This window comes from Nocardia carnea, from assembly GCF_029868855.1.
Classification (GTDB): Bacteria; Actinomycetota; Actinomycetes; order Mycobacteriales; family Mycobacteriaceae; genus Nocardia; species Nocardia carnea_A.
In genome coordinates, this window is the sequence record NZ_JARWOV010000108.1 from 17,309 (window position 1) to 34,131 (window position 16,823).

Annotated in this window: 18 protein-coding genes and 1 pseudogene; 14 read left to right on the forward strand and 5 right to left on the reverse strand. The window is 68.7% G+C overall.

Annotated features, from left to right (window positions below):
- Positions 1–78: 78 nt before the first annotated feature.
- The 3 genes from QH195_RS10155 to hisI are packed head-to-tail and all read left to right on the forward strand — an operon-like array spanning position 79 to position 2,082.
- Positions 79–960, forward strand: coding sequence for an inositol monophosphatase family protein (locus QH195_RS10155; protein WP_280435171.1), 882 nt, complete (start codon positions 79–81; stop codon positions 958–960).
- A complete protein-coding gene (gene hisF / locus QH195_RS10160; protein WP_280421200.1) occupies positions 957–1,730 on the forward strand; it encodes an imidazole glycerol phosphate synthase subunit HisF in 774 nt (257 codons plus the stop codon). The genes QH195_RS10155 and hisF overlap by 4 nt, the downstream gene beginning before the upstream one ends.
- Position 1,731: 1 nt before the next feature.
- The gene (hisI, locus tag QH195_RS10165; RefSeq protein WP_280421199.1) at positions 1,732–2,082 is read left to right on the forward strand and encodes a phosphoribosyl-AMP cyclohydrolase; all 351 of its coding nucleotides are present in this window, start codon (positions 1,732–1,734) and stop codon (positions 2,080–2,082) included.
- A 295-nt stretch (positions 2,083–2,377) separates the two neighbouring features.
- Here hisI and QH195_RS10170 read toward each other — a convergent pair whose 3' ends face one another.
- Positions 2,378–3,253 (reverse strand): sigma-70 family RNA polymerase sigma factor, encoded by an 876-nt coding sequence (locus tag QH195_RS10170; protein ID WP_280435172.1) that lies wholly within the window; start codon positions 3,251–3,253, stop codon positions 2,378–2,380.
- An 82-nt stretch (positions 3,254–3,335) separates the two neighbouring features.
- On the opposite strand from QH195_RS10170, the gene QH195_RS10175 reads away from it, so the two are divergent.
- Together QH195_RS10175 and QH195_RS10180 are read left to right on the forward strand one after the other, a co-directional pair.
- The gene (locus tag QH195_RS10175; protein WP_280421197.1) at positions 3,336–3,473 is read left to right on the forward strand and encodes a hypothetical protein; all 138 of its coding nucleotides are present in this window, start codon (positions 3,336–3,338) and stop codon (positions 3,471–3,473) included.
- 8 nt (positions 3,474–3,481) lie between these two features.
- Positions 3,482–3,835, forward strand: coding sequence for a DoxX family protein (locus QH195_RS10180; RefSeq protein ID WP_280421216.1), 354 nt, complete (start codon positions 3,482–3,484; stop codon positions 3,833–3,835).
- Positions 3,836–3,872: 37 nt separating this feature from the next.
- Here the strand turns inward: QH195_RS10180 and QH195_RS10185 are convergent, their stop codons facing one another.
- Both QH195_RS10185 and QH195_RS10190 read right to left on the reverse strand, forming a co-directional pair.
- A complete protein-coding gene (locus tag QH195_RS10185) occupies positions 3,873–4,340 on the reverse strand; it encodes a MarR family winged helix-turn-helix transcriptional regulator (protein ID WP_280435173.1) in 468 nt (155 codons plus the stop codon).
- A gap of 146 nt (positions 4,341–4,486) precedes the next feature.
- On the reverse strand, positions 4,487–4,951 hold the full coding sequence (locus tag QH195_RS10190; RefSeq protein WP_280435174.1) for a peroxiredoxin: 465 nt from the start codon (positions 4,949–4,951) through the stop codon (positions 4,487–4,489).
- A 78-nt stretch (positions 4,952–5,029) separates the two neighbouring features.
- Between QH195_RS10190 and QH195_RS10195 the strand changes: the two genes are divergently transcribed.
- From QH195_RS10195 to QH195_RS10235, 9 genes and pseudogenes are all read left to right on the forward strand, one after another.
- Positions 5,030–6,610 carry an anthranilate synthase component I gene (locus QH195_RS10195; RefSeq protein WP_280435175.1) on the forward strand — a complete coding sequence of 527 codons (1,581 nt, stop codon included), beginning with the start codon at positions 5,030–5,032 and terminating at the stop codon, positions 6,608–6,610.
- Complete coding sequence (locus tag QH195_RS10200; protein WP_280435176.1) at positions 6,607–7,872, forward strand: TIGR02234 family membrane protein; 1,266 nt, start codon at positions 6,607–6,609, stop codon at positions 7,870–7,872. The genes QH195_RS10195 and QH195_RS10200 overlap by 4 nt, the downstream gene beginning before the upstream one ends.
- Before the next feature lie 146 nt (positions 7,873–8,018).
- Positions 8,019–8,837, forward strand: coding sequence for an indole-3-glycerol phosphate synthase TrpC (trpC, locus tag QH195_RS10205; RefSeq protein WP_033245176.1), 819 nt, complete (start codon positions 8,019–8,021; stop codon positions 8,835–8,837).
- Positions 8,837–10,126, forward strand: coding sequence for a tryptophan synthase subunit beta (trpB, locus tag QH195_RS10210; protein ID WP_280421192.1), 1,290 nt, complete (start codon positions 8,837–8,839; stop codon positions 10,124–10,126). Before trpC ends, trpB begins: the two co-directional genes overlap by 1 nt.
- Positions 10,123–10,923: a tryptophan synthase subunit alpha gene (trpA, locus tag QH195_RS10215; protein WP_280421191.1), complete on the forward strand. Its 801-nt coding sequence runs from the start codon at positions 10,123–10,125 to the stop codon at positions 10,921–10,923. Before trpB ends, trpA begins: the two co-directional genes overlap by 4 nt.
- Before the next feature lie 130 nt (positions 10,924–11,053).
- Positions 11,054–12,124 (forward strand): annotated as a pseudogene (gene lgt, locus QH195_RS10220) (prolipoprotein diacylglyceryl transferase); the annotation flags it as partial.
- 375 nt (positions 12,125–12,499) lie between these two features.
- Positions 12,500–13,036, forward strand: coding sequence for a TM2 domain-containing protein (locus QH195_RS10225; protein WP_280421190.1), 537 nt, complete (start codon positions 12,500–12,502; stop codon positions 13,034–13,036).
- 213 nt (positions 13,037–13,249) lie between these two features.
- On the forward strand, positions 13,250–14,668 hold the full coding sequence (pyk, locus tag QH195_RS10230; RefSeq protein ID WP_280421189.1) for a pyruvate kinase: 1,419 nt from the start codon (positions 13,250–13,252) through the stop codon (positions 14,666–14,668).
- Between the two features lie 25 nt (positions 14,669–14,693).
- Positions 14,694–15,587 (forward strand): acyl-CoA thioesterase, encoded by an 894-nt coding sequence (locus QH195_RS10235; RefSeq protein ID WP_280421188.1) that lies wholly within the window; start codon positions 14,694–14,696, stop codon positions 15,585–15,587.
- A 15-nt stretch (positions 15,588–15,602) separates the two neighbouring features.
- Here the strand turns inward: QH195_RS10235 and QH195_RS10240 are convergent, their stop codons facing one another.
- A complete protein-coding gene (locus QH195_RS10240; RefSeq protein WP_280421187.1) occupies positions 15,603–16,010 on the reverse strand; it encodes a hypothetical protein in 408 nt (135 codons plus the stop codon).
- A gap of 127 nt (positions 16,011–16,137) precedes the next feature.
- Positions 16,138–16,764, reverse strand: coding sequence for a low molecular weight phosphatase family protein (locus QH195_RS10245; protein ID WP_280421186.1), 627 nt, complete (start codon positions 16,762–16,764; stop codon positions 16,138–16,140).
- Positions 16,765–16,823: the final 59 nt, after the last annotated feature.

Sequence of the window (16,823 nt, forward strand, 5' to 3'; positions counted from 1 at the left end):
CGTGCCCGGGTTACCGAGCACTCCCGCCGTGCGCCCGCACGACCGCATACCGACCGCGAGAAACCGGGAGCCGAAACGATGACCAGGGCAGAAACCGAACTGGCGGGCCTGCTGACCACGGCGGCCGAGGTGCTCGACGGTGTCGGCGACCGCTTTCTCGAGGGCCGCGGCGCCCCCAGCGCGGTAGCCAAGGGATCCCGGGATTTCGCCACCGAACTCGACCTGGAACTCGAACGCACCATCTCCGCGCAGCTCCTGGCGCGGACCGGTATCGAAGTGCACGGCGAGGAGTTCGGCGGGCCGTCGCTCGCCAGCGGCACCGCATGGGTGCTGGATCCGATCGACGGCACCTTCAACTATTCGACCGGTCATCCGCTCACCGGCACCCTGCTCGCGTTGATCCGCGACGGGGAACCGGTGCTCGGGCTGGCCTGGTTTCCGCCGCTGGACCGCCGCTACGCCGCCGTCGCCGGCGGACCGCTGCTGGTGGACGGGGTCGCCCGGCCGCCGTTACCCGCCGGCGTACTCGACGAGGCGATGATCGGGTTCGGCGCCTTCAATATCGAATCCACCGGCCGGGTTCCGGGTATGTTCCGGCACCGGGTCCTCGGGGCGCTCAGCCGATTGTCGTCCCGGGTGCGGATGCACGGCTCGACCGGCATCGACCTGGCCTTCACCGCCGACGGCACCCTCGGCGGTGCGATCGTGTTCGGGCACCATGCCTGGGACAACGCGGCGGGCGCGCTGATGGTGCGGTGCGCCGGCGGGATCGTCACCGACCTCGAGGGTGCGGACTGGACCATCGACTCCGGTTCGGTCCTGGCGGCAGCGCCCGGGGTGCACGCCGAACTACTCGAAATGATCGCCGCGACCCGCGGCACCGGGTTCGCCGCGCCCGGCAGCGATCGCGATACCGGTGTGAACAGTGCCGCCCGCGGCGGCGGTGAGGAGCGCTCATGACCCTGGCGACACGCGTCATCCCCTGCCTGGACGTCGACGCGGGCCGGGTGGTCAAGGGCGTCAATTTCCAGAATCTGCGCGATGCCGGTGATCCGGTCCAGCTCGCGGCCGCCTACGACGCCCAGGGCGCGGACGAACTCACCTTCCTCGATGTCACCGCCTCCAGCGGGGACCGCGCCACCATGTTCGACGTGGTCACCCGGACCGCCGAGCAGATCTTCATCCCGCTCACCGTCGGCGGCGGGGTACGCACCGTCGAGGATGTGGACCGGCTGTTGCGTGCCGGCGCGGACAAGGTCTCGGTGAACACCGCCGCCATCGCCCGCCCCGAGGTGCTGTACGAGATGTCGCAGCGGTTCGGGTCGCAGTGCATCGTGCTGTCGGTCGACGCCCGCACCGTTCCCGACGGCGAACCGGACACCCCGTCGGGCTGGGAGGTCACCACGCACGGCGGGCGCCGCGGTACCGGGATCGACGCGGTCGAATGGGCGGTGCGCGGGGCCGAGCTGGGCGTGGGGGAGATCCTGCTCAACTCGATGGACGCCGACGGTACCAAGGCGGGTTTCGATCTGCCGATGATCCGTGCCGTGCGCGCCGCGGTCTCGATTCCGGTGATCGCTTCGGGCGGCGCCGGCGCGGTCGAACATTTCGCCCCTGCGGTGCAGTCCGGTGCGGACGCGGTGCTGGCCGCCAGCGTCTTCCATTTCGGGGATCTGACCATCCCGCAGGTCAAGGACGCTCTGCGCGCGGCCGATCTGGTGGTGCGCTGAGATGGCATTGGATCCGGCGATCGCGGCCCGGCTCAAACGCAACGACGCCGGGCTGGTGGCCGCGGTGGCGCAGGAACGCGCCACCGGCGCGGTGCTGATGATGGCGTGGATGGACGACGAGGCGCTGGCCCGTACGCTCGAAACCCGGCGGGCCACCTACTATTCGCGGTCCCGGCAGCAGTACTGGGTCAAGGGGGAGACCTCCGGGCATACGCAGTACGTGCACGAGGTCCGGCTGGACTGCGACGGCGATACGGTACTGCTGGTGGTGGATCAGCGGGGCGCGGCCTGCCACACCGGTACGCACACCTGTTTCGACACCGACGTGCTGCTCACTTCCGAACAGGTGTGACGGCCGTACGGTCGGGGACCGTGCGGCGCTGCCGACGGCCTGCTCGTGGCCTTCAGCACGGTCACCGGGCGACAGGCAGGCGAGGACAGACCGGAATTCGGCGCTCTACCGGACGGGAATCGGCCCGCAGTGCAGATCTGTCCCGAACGACTTCAGGCGTGGGATGCCAGCGGCGGACGACGGAAAGATTCGGGTGTTCGTCGGGGAGCGGCCGCGAGATCGACCTGGGTCCTCGTCACACCGGGGGCCTCGCGCGGTATCGGCGGCTTCCACCCGGTGAATTACGCGCGCGTGCTCACTCCGGGGATATGACGCCGGGCGTATAACGGGTGATCTCGATTCCGCGGACGAACCTGCCCTCGATCCGGAAGTGGATGAACGCGTAAGGATGTCCGCCGGGCGCGATAACCGCCACGGGGCTGCCCCCGAGGAGAAGAGTCGTGGTGACCGCGATCCGGTCGGCGAACAGGCGCGTCTCCTCGGCGACGGCTGTGGCGCCGCGGACCTCGGTGGGCGCTCCCGCCGGCAGCAGGCGCGGATCGGCGGTCCGGACGGCATCGGGAGCCAGCAGCGTGACCAGGCGGGCGATATCGCCGCCGCGGGCGGCGGCCAGGAAGGCCTCTACGATCTCGAGGTGCCCGACGATCCCGGGGTGTCCGGAGGTGCCGGTCGACCCGGTGGCAGTGCCGATCTCGGCGGGCCGCGCATCCCGGAGCCGGGCACGCGCCCGGCTGGCCAGTTTTTTCGCCGCCGCCGGATTCGAGTCGAGTACTGCGGCGACCCGCTCGAACGGAACTGCGAAGAGATCGTGCAGCACGTAGGCCACCCGCTGGGCGGGGGAGAGTTCGCCGAGCACAACGAGCAACGCCCGGGACACGTCCTCGCGGCGGAGGAACGCTTCGTCGGCGCCGGCCTGCGCACCGGCGACGTCCTCGAGCAGCAGAGGGAGTTCGCCCCGTCGTTCCCTGGCGCGGAGCAGATCCAGGCACAGCCGCGCTGTCACGGTGGTGAACCAGGCGTCCGGTTCGGCCACCTCGGACAGATCCGCCGACTGCACCCGGGTCCACGCCGTCTGCACCGCGTCCTCGGCATCGTGGTACGAGCCGACGATCCGGTGGGCCAGCGAGAGCAGCCGCGGCCGGGCCGCCTCGAATTTCTCGACGATTTCCACGAGGGGGTCACCTTTCGTGCGTGCTGGACGTCAGGAGGGATGAGAACGAACCACCCGACGTGCACGCCCCTGAGGAGGCACCATGAGCGTACCGATCCACCGATTCCGTTCCGGAACCGATCGAGCCCCCGGTCTCGCCGACGTCGAGCCGGAAGCCGCCGGGCGCCCGGCGTACGGCTGCGCCTCGGCGTCCGCGTTCCGGCAGGGGGTCGACCGGTGAACGGGGCGATCGAGATCGTCCTGCTCGCCGTGACCGTGGGCTGCGTGCTGGCCAATGCCGCGGAGGTGGTCGCGAAGGCAGTGCGGGCGCAGTTCGTGATGCAGAACTCCACCGAGGTGGGTGTGGCACCGAAGTGGATTCCGTACCTGGCGGTGATCGAAGGCGCCGGAGTGGCCGGATTGGTGGCCGGGCTGTTCGGGCTGGAGTCCATCGGGCTGGCGGCCGCGGCCGGGCTGGTGCTGTTCTTCGTGGGGGCAGTCGCCGCGCACGTCCGGGCGCGGGTTTTCCACAACATCGCGTTTCCGGCGGGCTTCCTGGTACTGGCGCTGGCCGCTACCGCTTTCTTCGCGTTGCCGGCGTAGCGGGCACCGTACCGCGCGGTCCAGGAACCGCCGGCGCTTACTGGACGGTCCGGCCCAGCACCGTACTCAGATGGGTGGCGAGCGTATCGCCGAGATCCGCCATTGCCGCGGTCTGCTCGGCGTCGAGTCCGTCGAACACCAGCCGGCGCACCACATCCATGTACCCGGGCGCGGCCTCCACGACCTTCTGGTGTCCCTCGTCGGTGAGCTCGGCCAGGACGCCGCGCCGCCCGGTGTTCGCGCTGCGCGTGGCCCAGCCCATCCGTTCGAGTTTGGAGACCACATGGGACAGCCTCGATAGCGATGAATTTGCTCGCTGCGCGAGCTCGCTCATCTGCAGTCTCCGGTCGGGTGCCTCCGAGAGCAGGGTCAGCACCCAGTACTCGAAATGAGTCACGCCGGACTCGCGTTGCAGGTCGGTATCCAGTGCCCCCGGCAAGCGGTTCAGTACCGCGACCACTGCGCGCCAGGCCCGTCCCTCGACCGGGTTCAGCCACTCCGTCACTAATCCGCCTTCTCTCCGGCCCGGTGACGATTCCGGCAAGTGTCACCGGGCTACCGGAGAAAAGTTTGCCACGACTTCGCTCGAACTTGTGTCAACTCGGAAACGAAGGTGAGGCCATTCACAGCAAATGCGCGGATCGGCAGCCGCTAAGCGCTTTTTCGCGTGCGTAGAAAATCCAGTGCGCGGTCGGCGTGTACATTCGCGCGCAGTTCGCTGCTGATCTCGGTGAGAACAGTGCGGTCGGTGTCGATGACGAAGGTATGCCGTTTCACCGGCATGAGCTTGCCCAGTAGTCCGCGTTTCACCCCGTAGCTCTGCGCGACCGATCCGTCGGTGTCCGACAGCAGCGGGTATTCCAGCCGCTGTGCCCCCGCGAACCCCGCCTGGACATCGACGGCATCGGCGCTGATCCCCGCGCAACTCGCGCCGAGCGCAGCGAACTCCGCGGTGAGATCGCGGAAATGGCAGGCCTCGGCCGTGCATACCGGCGTATTCGCGGCGGGATAGAAGAACAGCACCAGTGGCCCGCCGGCCAGGAGCGAATCGAGGGAGTGGAGGGCGCCGGTCTGATCCGGGAGTTCGAATACCGGGGCGAGCTGGCCGATCTGCATACCCGGACCCTACCGTCGGCGGCGGGTCCCACGGGGTGCGTCGAGCACGCCGGACGCGCGGCTGGAATGATGGTTCGAATGCACGGCGCGACTACTCCCGCGACTACCTCCCGCGAACGATTCCACGAACTCGCCGCCGAACACCGGGTCGTCCCGGTGACCCGGAAGGTGCTGGCCGATTCGGAGACCCCGCTGTCGGCGTACCGCAAACTGGGCGGCGACCGGGCGGGCACATTCCTGTTCGAATCCGCGGAGAACGGCCGTTCCTGGTCGCGCTGGTCGTTCATCGGCGCGGGCAGCCCCTCGGCGCTCACCTCGGTCGACGGCGCCGCCACCTGGCTCGGCACCACCCCCGCCGGCGCTCCCTCCGGTGGTGACCCACTCGACGCCCTGCGCGAAACCCTCGAACTTTTGCGCACCGAACGGCTGCCCGGTCTGCCGCCGCTGACGGGCGGAATGGTCGGGTACCTCGGTTACGACGCGGTGCGCCGCATGGAGCGACTGCCCGAATACGCCGACGACGATCTGCACCTGCCGGAAATAGTGCTGCTGCTGGCCACCGATCTGGCGGCGTTCGACCACCACGAGGGCGCGATCACCTTGATCGCCAATGCCGTCAACTGGAACGGTACGGCCGAGAACGCCGACGCCGCCTACGACGACGCCGTCGCCCGGCTCGACCGGATGACCGCCGCGCTGGCCGCACCCGCGATCTCCACGGTTTCCGTTTTCGACCAGCCCGAACCGGACTACCGGCGCGCCCGCACGCCGGACGAATTCGGCGCCGGGGTCCGCCGGCTGGTCTCGGAGATCGAGGCCGGGGAGGCATTCCAGGTGGTGTTGTCGCAGCGGTTCGAAATGGACTACGGCGGCACCCCCATCGACCTCTACCGGATGCTGCGCGCGGCCAATCCGAGCCCGTACATGTTCCTGTTGCACATCCCGGACGGCGACGGAAACACCGCGTTCTCGATCGTCGGGTCCAGCCCGGAAGCGCTGGTGGCGGTGCAGGACGGGGTCGCGACCACGCATCCGATCGCGGGCACCCGCTGGCGGGGTGCCACCGAGGAAGACGATCTGCTGCTCGAGAAAGGCCTGCTGGCCGACGAGAAGGAGAACGCCGAACACCTCATGCTCGTCGATCTCGGCCGCAACGATCTGGGCCGGGTCTGCGTGCCCGGCACGGTGCGGGTCACCGAGTACCGGCACGTCGAGCGCTACAGCCATGTGATGCATCTCGTTTCCACCGTGACCGGCCGGCTGGCCCCGGGCAAGATCGCGCTCGACGCGGTGCGGGCCTGTTTCCCGGCGGGCACCCTGTCCGGCGCCCCCAAGGTCCGGGCCATGCAGTTGATCGAGGAACTCGAACCCACCCGGCGCGGCGTGTACGGCGGTGTGGTCGGGTACCTCGACTTCGCCGGTGACGCCGATACCGCGATCGCCATCCGCACCGCCCTGCTCAAGGACGGCGTCGCCTACGTCCAGGCCGGCGCGGGTGTGGTGGCCGATTCCGAGGCCGAATACGAGGACACCGAATCCCGGAACAAGGCCATGGCGGTGCTGCGTGCGGTCGCCGCGGCCGAAACGGTGCGCGCTTTCGGCGACGAGGAGGCCGCCGACCGGGAATCGGTATCCGTGGCGTCCGGAGGGGGCGTATGACGGCAGACGATGCCGCCGCCCGGCGCACACCGGCCGGAACTCCGGCGGGCACGGCCGCATCCCGTGGGTCCATCCCGGCGATCGGCGGGCCGGCCGACAACAGTGCGCAGATTGCTGCGTCGTCGGGCAGTGCGACAGGGCCGGTAGGAGAGCAGGACGGTATCGGCGAAGTTCGGCCGACCGAGCCGAAGAGGTCCACAACGAACACCGCCGATCCGGATACGACCGATCCCGCTCCCGGAGCGGTCGACGGCGCCGCGGCTCCGGCGCAGCCGGTCGCAGGGGCAGCCACCTCTGAGGCGGCCGACGGGGGCACTGGTCCGGCCGCCACCGATATGGGCGAACCCGAGGCGGTGGCCGACGCCCCGGATGCCGCGCAGCGGGCTACCGGATCCCACGGTGAATCTCCGGCTGGACGTCCCCGGCCGATCGACTGGGGCGACGAGGAGATCACACCGCCCGCCGCGACGGCCGCCGCGGCGGGTAGGCGGCACCCGATCGCCGCGCTGGTGCTACTCGCCGTCGGCGCTGCGGCGCTCTGGGGTTCGTCGCGCCTCACCTGGGTGACGGTGACCTCCGCGGACGGTTTGACCGAGCCGCGGACGGACGAGCTGAACGGCGGGATCTGGTTCGGCGCGCTGACGCCGTTGGCCCTCGTTCTGCTGGCCGCCATCGCGGCTGTGCTCGCGACACGGGGCTGGCTGCGCCGATCGGTCGGTGTGGTGGTCGCGCTGATCGCCGCTGTGACCGCGGTACCGGCGCTGGCTCTGCTCACCGGGTCCGGCGCCACCGAACAGCGAGCCGCCGATCTGGCCGGGCTTCCGGGCCGGGCGCAGGTGCAGGAGCTGGTGACCTCGCCCGGCCCGGCCGTGCTCACGCTGTGCGGTGCACTGGCCGCGTTCGGCGCGGGGCTGTTACTGGCCCGGATGCCGGCCGATACGAAGCAACTGTCCGGGAAATACGACAACCCGGCCACGCGGAAGGCCGCCGCCACCGAAGCCGTGCAGCAGCGTGCGTCCGGCGATGTGCTCCCGGAACGGGTGCTGTGGGATGCGCTGGATGCCGGTGCCGACCCGACCGAGTCCGCCGCCACGGCCGACCCGACCGAGCCGGGCGGCACGGACGAGCTGCCCGAGCGGGCAGCCGCCACGGGCTCGGCGAACGAATCGGCCGAAGCCACATCCGCCGACCGGGCCGGCGGAACCGACGGGAACCCCACCACAGACCGCCCGGATGCCCGACGACCGCACGACACCCCTTAGCAGGCCGGTCGCGGCAGGGTGACCCGCCCCCGGCGTCAGGGTGCCGCAGCCTGCCATTTACTCTTGTTCAGCATCGGTGAGACAGCGCCTGGGGGAATCCTGCAGGCAAGTAATTTGCGTGTCTCCCCAGAAAGGATTCGAGCCAGATGACGGTACTCGACTCGATTCTCGACGGGGTCCGCTCGGATGTAGCCGCTCGGGAGGCGGTGCTCGACTTCCCCGCGGTGAAGGCAGCGGCCGCCGCCGCGACCCCGCCGCTCGATGCGAAGGCGGCCCTTCTCGAAGACGGTATCGGCGTGATCGCCGAGGTCAAGCGGGCCAGTCCGTCCAAAGGTGCGCTCGCCGATATCGGTGACCCGGCCAGCCTGGCCAAGGCCTACGAGGACGGTGGCGCCCGGATCATCAGTGTGCTCACCGAGGGCCGGCGTTTCCACGGTTCGCTGGACGATCTGGACGCGGTCCGCGCCACCGTCGATATTCCGGTGCTGCGCAAGGATTTCGTCGTCGGCCCGTACCAGATCCACGAGGCGCGGGCGCACGGCGCCGATGTGATCCTGCTGATCGTCGCCGCCCTGGAACAGGACACGCTGGCTTCGCTCATCGATCGCACCGAATCGCTCGGGATGACCGCGCTCGTCGAGGTGCATACCGAGGAGGAGGCCGACCGGGCCCTCACTGCCGGTGCGAGCGTGATCGGCGTGAACGCGCGCAACCTGAAAACTCTCGAGGTCGATCGGGACTGCTTCGCCCGGATCGCGCCGGGGCTACCCACGGAGGTCGTGCGGATCGCCGAATCCGGGGTTCGCGGCACCGCCGATCTGCTCGCCTATGCGGGTGCCGGCGCGGACGCGGTTCTCGTCGGCGAGGGTCTGGTCACCAGTGGCGACCCCCGGGCGGCGGTTTCGGAGCTGGTCACCGCGGGCACCCATCCCTCCTGCCCCAAACCGGCCCGGCGGGGGCGCTGATGGCGGCGTCCGGATCGTCCACCGACCATGCGCTGCCCGCCGCGAGCCGCGGGGTGGCACAGCGTAGCGAACACGAACCCGACGAGGGCGGCCATTTCGGCGTCTACGGCGGCCGGCATGTGCCCGAGGCGTTGATGGCGGTGATCGAGGAGGTCACGGCCGAATACGACAAGGTCCGGCTGGATCCCGATTTCCTCGCCGAACTCGATCGGCTGCAGCGCGACTACACCGGTCGCCCCTCGCCGGTCTTCGAATGCACCGGACTGGCCGAACACGCCGGTGGCGCGCGGATCCTGCTGAAACGTGAGGATCTGAACCACACCGGCTCCCACAAGATCAACAATGTGCTGGGGCAGGCGCTGCTGGCCAAGCGGATGGGCAAGACCCGGATCATCGCCGAAACCGGCGCCGGGCAGCACGGGGTCGCCACGGCCACCGCCTGCGCCCTGCTCGGGCTGCGCTGCATCGTCTACATGGGTGCGGTCGATACCGCCCGGCAGGCCCTGAACGTGGCCCGGATGCGGCTGCTCGGAGCCGAGGTCGTCTCGGTGACGCTGGGGTCGCAAACCCTCAAGGACGCGATCAACGAGGCCCTGCGCGACTGGGTCACCAACGCCGACGACACCTACTACTGTTTCGGCACCGCCGCCGGACCCCATCCGTTCCCGATGATGGTCCGCGATTTCCAGCGCGTCGTCGGAATGGAGGCCCGCGCCCAGGTCCAGAGCCTGACCGGCCGGCTGCCCGACGCCGTCGCCGCCTGTGTGGGCGGCGGGTCCAACGCGATCGGTATCTTCCACGCCTTCATCGACGACCCCGGTGTCCGCCTCGTCGGCTACGAAGCCGCCGGTGACGGTGTGGAAACCGGCCGCCACGCGGCAACCTTCGCCGGTGGTTCGCCCGGCGCGTTCCAAGGCGCCTACTCGTACCTGCTGCAGGACGAGGACGGCCAGACCATCGAATCGCATTCCATCTCGGCCGGCCTGGACTATCCGGGCGTGGGTCCCGAGCACGCGTTCCTGAAGGATATCGGCCGGGCCGAGTATCTACCGGTCACCGATACCGCCGCGATGGACGCACTGCTGCTGCTCAGCCGCACCGAAGGCATCATCCCGGCCATCGAATCCGCGCATGCGGTCGCCGGGGCGCTCGAACTGGGCCGCGAACTCGGCGAGGGCGCCGTCATCCTGGTGAACCTGTCCGGGCGTGGCGACAAGGATATGGATACCGCCGCCCGCTGGTTCGGGCTCTTCGACGATCCGGACACCGGCAAGGAGAACGGTCAGTGAGTTCCGAATCCCGGCTCGGCGCCACTTTCGCCGCCTGCCGGACCGATAACCGGGCCGCGCTCATCGGATACCTGCCGGCCGGCTACCCGGATCTCGAGGGTTCGCGCAAAGTCGTGCGGGCGATGGTCGAATCCGGTTGCGATATCGTCGAAGTCGGCGTTGCCTATTCCGATCCGGTGATGGACGGCCCCACCATCCAGGCCGCCGCCGACCAGGCGCTGCGCGGCGGGGTCCGGGTCCGTGATGTGTTCTCCGTGGTGGAAGCGGTGACCGACGCGGGTGCCGAAGCGGTGGTGATGAGCTACTGGAATCCGGTGCTCAAATACGGTGTCGACCGCTTCGCCCGCGATCTCGCCGCCGCCGGTGGCGCCGGCATCATCACCCCCAACCTCATTCCCGAGGAAGCCGGCGACTGGTTCAGCGCCTCCGCCGCGCACCACCTCGACCGGATCTTTCTGGTGGCGCCGTCGTCCACCGAGGAACGCCTCGCGGCCACTCTCGACGCCAGTTCGGGTTTCGTCTACGCCGCCTCGACCATGGGCGTCACCGGCGCCCGGGACGCGGTCTCGACCATGGCCCCCGCGCTGTGCGCCCGGATCCGCGAGCACAGTGATATCCCCATCGGCGTGGGCCTGGGGGTCCGCTCCGGGGCGCAGGCGGCCGAGATCGCGGCCTACGCCGACGGCGTGATCGTCGGCTCGGCGCTGGTCACCGCCGCGGCGCAGGGGCTGGACGCGGTGCGGGCGCTGACCACGGAATTGGCCGGCGGCGTTCGGTCCGCCACCGTCACTTCCTGAGACCGGCCGCCGACGCGGCCACCGTGCACGACACGGCGGTGCGTAAACCGGCGGGGTATGGGTGCGGGCGGGTGCCGAACACGCGAGGGGCCGGACTTGCCAATGTGGCCTCCTGGACTACGGTTGCCCCGTGACCGTTCTCGCCGTACCGGAAACCACCTCGACCGCCGTATCGCCCGCCGCCGAGCTGCTGGCCTATCTGCCCAGCCCGCCGCAGGGTGTCTGGGATATCGGGCCGTTCCCGCTCCGCGCGTACGCGGTCTGCATCATCGTCGGCATCATCGTCGCCATCTGGTGGGGCGAGAAACGCTGGCAGGCCCGCGGTGGTGAGGCGGGCGCAATCCTGGACGTCGCCGTTTTCGCGGTACCGTTCGGCCTGATCGGCGGCCGGCTCTATCACGTCGCCACCGACTGGCAGAAGTACTTCGGCGCCGACGGCAACCCGATGGATGCCCTGAAGATCTATCAGGGCGGCCTCGGAATCTGGGGTGCGGTATTCCTCGGCGGAATCGGCGCCTGGATCGCCTGCCGCATCTACAAGATCCCGCTGCCGGCGCTCGGTGACGCGATCGCGCCCCCGATCCTGCTCGCCCAGGCCATCGGCCGGCTCGGCAACTATTTCAACCAGGAACTCTACGGCCGCGAAACCGATCTGCCGTGGGGCCTGGAGATCTATCTCCGATTCGACGACGCCGGCCGGCTCGACATGATGAACGGCGTTTCCTCGGGCGAGGTCCAATCCGTCGTACACCCGACATTCCTCTACGAGCTGGTGTGGAATGTCGCGGTGGTGCTCGCGCTGGTCTACATCGACCGGCGTTTCCGGATCGGGCACGGTCGGCTGTTCGCCCTGTACGTCGCCGGATACTGCTTCGGGCGGTTCTTCGTCGAACTCATGCGTGACGACGAGGCCACGCAGATCGCGGGCATCCGGATCAACTCCTTCACCTCCGGCCTGGTCTTCCTGGCCGCGATCGCGTACTTCCTGTTCGCCACCAAGGGCCGGGAAACCCCCGACCAACTCCGCCCCGGATGGGGGCCGCGCCCGTGGCCCTGGCAGTTCGGCGAATTGCGCGCCGCGGGTGCGGCAACCGATACCGGTGCCGGTGCGAAGGATTCCACCGAACGCGAATCCGATGCCGCCGGCGAGTCCGGTGCCGCCGATCCGCTTGCGAAATCGGAGTCGAAGGTGGGCGAGTCCGACGCCACCGATCCGCTTGCGAAGCCGGCGAAGTCCGAGAAGGGCGGCGAGTCCGCGGAATCGGACGGTGCCGCCGCCGACAGTGATCCGGAGGATTCCTCCGCCGCGTCCGATCCAGAAAATGCCGAGGGCTCTCCGCACGAATCCGTGAGCGCGGAAACCGATTCGGCGCGGGAACCGGCATCCACGGCCGCGACGGCCTCGGGGAGCACGGGGGAGACGGCCGGTAAGGGTCCGGCGTCCGCCGAAAGCACTACTCCCCGCGCGGAATAGGACGCCGTTCGGCGCCGCACGCGGCGGTCTGGCACCATCGCCGGGCAGGCAACGCCAGAAATCGGTTGTCCTCACTGCCGGGGGCACCACGAAGGAGGAGCAGTGACCGATCCGTACCAGCAGGGCGGACCGCAGTACGGCCCGCCGGGCACCGGCCCGGATCTGGGTAAATCGCCGGGGTATCCGTCGCAGCCGCAGGCGCAGCCCTATCCGTCCCAGCCGTACGCCTCGCAGCCGCAACCGTATCCGGGTCAGCCGGACCCGCAGTACGGGGCCGCGCCGGGCTACGGGCAGCCGGATCCCTACGGGCAGCCGGGCGGCGCGTACGGGCAGCCGGGTCCTGCCTACGGCGCGCCCATGGGCTACAACCCGATGGACCCGGAGGCCCCATACGGCCGGGACATGTACGGGGTGCCGCTGTCGGACAAACAGAAGATGGTGGCCGGCCTGCTGCAGATCTTCTTCGGCTATCTCGGGATCGGCCGGTTCTACCTCGGTGACACCGGGATGGGTATCGGCCAGATCGCGGCCAGCATTTTCACCTGCGGTATCGCCGGGTCGATCTGGGGTCTCATCGACGGCATCATGATTCTCACCGGCAAGGTGACCGATACCCACGGTCGTCCGCTGCGGGACTGAAGGCGCACGGCGCCGGTGATGCGGGTCCACTCCGGTGGGCCCGCATTCGTGCGTTCGGGGGTAATTCGTAGTGGCGGGGTAACAGTCGCGTAAAGCCTCCGGTTCATCATGAGGCGGGCGGCGTTGGGCCGCCGTTCACCCAGAGTTCGGCGCACCCGCCGTCGCCCGCGGGCCGGGCGGGACGCCGTATCCCGGCAGGATTAGGCTCGACACGTGATGCGACGGACGAAGATTGTGTGCACCCTCGGCCCGGCCACTGCCACCGAGGAACGTATTCGAGAGCTCGTCGAAAGCGGTATGGACGTCGCCCGGCTGAATTTCAGCCACGGCGAGCACTCCGACCACGCCGAAAACTACAAGAAGGTGCGGCAGGCCTGCGAAGATCTCGGCCGCGCCGTCGGTATTCTCGCCGATCTCCAAGGCCCCAAGATCCGGCTGGGGCGTTTCGCCGAGGAACGCACCATCTGGGCGACCGGTGAGGTCGTCCGCATCACCGTCGACGATATCGTCGGTGATCACGACCGCGTCTCCACCACCTACAAACAGCTCGCCGCCGATGCCAAATCCGGTGACCGGCTGCTCGTCGACGACGGCAAGGTCGGGCTCGAGGTGATCCGCGTCGAAGGCAACGACGTGGTGTGCGAGGTGACCGAGGGCGGCCCGGTCAGCAACAACAAAGGTGTATCGCTGCCGGGGATGGATGTCTCGGTTCCGGCGCTCTCCGAAAAGGACATCGAGGATCTGGAATTCGCTCTGAACCTGGGCGTGGACTTCATCGCGCTCTCGTTCGTCCGCTCGCCCTCGGATATCGAGCTCGTCCACGATGTGATGGACCGCGTCGGCCGCCGGGTCCCGGTGATCGGCAAACTGGAGAAGCCCGAGGCGATCGACAACCTCGAGGCCGTGGTCCTGGCCTTCGACGCGGTGATGGTGGCCCGCGGCGACCTCGGTGTCGAACTGCCGCTCGAGCAGGTGCCGATCGTGCAGAAGCGTGCGATTCAGATGGCCCGCGAGAACGCGAAACCGGTGATCGTCGCGACCCAGATGCTCGAATCCATGATCGAGAATTCGCGGCCCACCCGCGCCGAGGCTTCCGATGTGGCCAATGCGGTGCTCGACGGAGCCGACGCGGTGATGCTGTCCGGTGAGACCTCGGTCGGTAAATATCCGATCGAGACCGTGCGCACCATGGCGCGCATCGTGCACGCGGTGGAAACCGAATCCACCAGTGTGCCGCCCCTGACGCATACACCGCGCACCAAACGCGGGGTCATCTCCTACGCCGCCCGCGATATCGGGGAACGGCTCAACGCCAAGGCGCTGGTGGCATTCACCCAGTCCGGCGATACGGTCCGTCGCCTGGCCCGCCTGCACACCCCGCTACCGCTGCTGGCGTTCACCCCCCTGTCGGAGGTGCGCAGCCAGCTGGCGCTCACCTGGGGTACCGAAACCTTCATCGTGCCCACCGTGGACAGCACGGACGCGATGATCAAACAGGTCGATCAGGCGCTGCTGAGCATGAACCGCTACCGCAAGGGTGACCTCGTGGTCATCGTGGCGGGTTCCCCACCGGGTACCGTCGGATCCACGAATCTGATCCACGTGCACCGTATCGGCGAGGAGGACCACTGATGCCGAGCAAACCCGGAGTCGCCCGGTGAGCGCGCCCGTCGACGAGACCGTCACCGACCGGCACCGTGATCTCGACACCCTGCTGGAGCTGCTGGACCTCGAGGAGGTGTCCGAGGATGTGTTCCGCGGGCACCATCCGGAGAAGGTCGCCAGCCGCACCTTCGGCGGACAGCTGGTTTCGCAGGCGGTGATCGCCGCCGGTCGCACGGCCGGGGACCGGCCGATCCATGTGCTCAACGCCCATTTCGTGCGGGGCGGCGATGTGAAGAAACCCATCGAATACCACGTCGAACGGCATCGTGACGGCCGGGCGTTCGCCAACCGCACCGTCACCGCGGTGCAGGACGGCCAGGAACTGTTCGTCATGCTGGCCTCCTTCCAGGAATGGGGCAAGGGGCTCGAACACGCCCACGAACGGCCGGACGTGCCGGATCCGGAGACGCTGCCGCGGATCCAGGAAAGTTTCGCCGGGTTCGAGGACAAGCTGGAGATGTTCGTCAACGCTCCGCATCCGATCGATATGCGCTACACCAACGATCCGGCCTGGATCCTCAAGGGCACGGGCGAGAAGTTGAACCACAACCGCGTGTGGATGCGCGCCGACGGCACCCTGCCCGACGATCCGCTGATCCATGTGGCCGCGCTGAGCTACTCCTCCGACACCACGGTGCTGGATTCGATCATCACCACCCACGGGCTGTCGTGGGGCCTGGACCGGATCGTCGCCGCCACGGTGAACCATTCCATCTGGTTCCACCGTCCGTTCCGGTTCGACGAATGGGCGCTGTACGCCACCGAATCCCCCGTGGCCGCGGGCTCACGGGGGCTGGCCACCGGGCGTTTCTACTCCCGGTCGGGCGATCTGCTGGCCACCACCGTGCAGGAAGGCGTTATCCGCCATTTCCCGGCGCGGCGCTGACCGCCGCCCGGTGGTTCAGAGCCGCTCGGCCGATAACGGCTCGAGATCGACATCGGTGCGCTGCTCGGCGCTGAGCGTGAACGGTGCCCCGGGGCCGAGTTCGTCCAGGCCCCGCAGCAACCGATGCTCCAGCGCATCGATGTAGCCGTCGGTCAGTTCGGCCGGATCACCGACCAGGCTCAGCGCGATCTCGAACGTCGCATGTCCGTGGGGTTCCGCGCCGGGATTTCCCGCGCGCCAGCGGCTGTCGAATTCCCGGTGGCGCGAATCGTCCTCGGCGACCGGCAGGGTGAAGCGCCATGCGCAGACCTCACCGTCGTCGAGATGTTCGGCCAGATCCTTGCGTACGGATTCGACGAGTCTGTCCAGGGTTTCCGGGGTCACATAAACATGAAGCGAAACATCCGAAATGCGTTTCGGCATGCGCCATTCCTGTCGTGTGTCGAACCTGCAACGGCATGGGATTCTCGATGTTCCGGACCGCGAGTGTAGTGCGCTCGGCCGGGAAAGTCAGACTCCGAGTCGGTATCGTTGTCCGATCGCTGAACAATCACGCGTACCAGCCGTTGTGCTGGGCGGCCACCAGCGGGGACAACCGGGCCGGTGACGGGGCCGGTTGCACCACCAGCGGCGGCCGTCCCCACTGCCGTTCGGTGGGCGTGCTCACCGGCGCCAGCGCCACCAGCAACGGCACCAGCGCATCGGCGATCTTGTCGCCGACCTCGCAATACGCCTTCGCCGAAAGTCCCACCGGATCGGCGATGTTCTCCCGCCCGACCAGGGACAGGTTGTGCCGGCTGCGATGCAGTTCGGCCACGCTACGCGCCCCGGTGACCCGCGCGATCCGATACGCCTCCAGCAAGGTGAACGTCCGCGACCCCGCCGCCGCCATCTCCGCGACCTCATCCCTGATGTTCTCAGTCATGGTGAGGACCAGATCCGCGCGATCGATATGCTGGGGTTCGAGTTTTCGGGCCCGGAAATTACTCGGGTCCCCGCCCAAACCGGTGATGGCCTCGGCAGCCCGTGGTTCCACCGGAAATCCCACCAGGGCCCGGGTACCGGCGCTTTCGGCGGTGATCCCGGTCAGCCGGTATTCGACCGCGATGGAACGGGTGAGTCGTTCGGCGATCACCGAACGGCACACATTGCCATTGCAGACGAACAGGATGTGCATGCGGCTACGGTAATTCGCCCGCGACCTGCACAGAACCGGTGTTCGTACAAAATCACATC

Bases quoted from the DNA above. Each gene is read 5' to 3' on its own strand.
- hisI (WP_280421199.1), top strand. From the start codon at position 1,732: ATGGCATTGGATCCGGCGATCGCGGCCCGGCTCAAACGCAACGACGCC.
- QH195_RS10200 (WP_280435176.1), top strand. From the start codon at position 6,607: ATGACGGCAGACGATGCCGCCGCCCGGCGCACACCGGCCGGAACTCCG.
- QH195_RS10190 (WP_280435174.1), bottom strand. From the start codon at position 4,951: ATGCAGATCGGCCAGCTCGCCCCGGTATTCGAACTCCCGGATCAGACC.
- QH195_RS10195 (WP_280435175.1), top strand. From the start codon at position 5,030: ATGCACGGCGCGACTACTCCCGCGACTACCTCCCGCGAACGATTCCAC.
- trpC (WP_033245176.1), top strand. From the start codon at position 8,019: ATGACGGTACTCGACTCGATTCTCGACGGGGTCCGCTCGGATGTAGCC.
- hisF (WP_280421200.1), top strand. From the start codon at position 957: ATGACCCTGGCGACACGCGTCATCCCCTGCCTGGACGTCGACGCGGGC.
- QH195_RS10245 (WP_280421186.1), bottom strand. From the start codon at position 16,764: ATGCACATCCTGTTCGTCTGCAATGGCAATGTGTGCCGTTCGGTGATC.
- QH195_RS10155 (WP_280435171.1), top strand. From the start codon at position 79: ATGACCAGGGCAGAAACCGAACTGGCGGGCCTGCTGACCACGGCGGCC.
- trpB (WP_280421192.1), top strand. From the start codon at position 8,837: ATGGCGGCGTCCGGATCGTCCACCGACCATGCGCTGCCCGCCGCGAGC.
- QH195_RS10175 (WP_280421197.1), top strand. From the start codon at position 3,336: ATGAGCGTACCGATCCACCGATTCCGTTCCGGAACCGATCGAGCCCCC.
- QH195_RS10240 (WP_280421187.1), bottom strand. From the start codon at position 16,010: ATGCCGAAACGCATTTCGGATGTTTCGCTTCATGTTTATGTGACCCCG.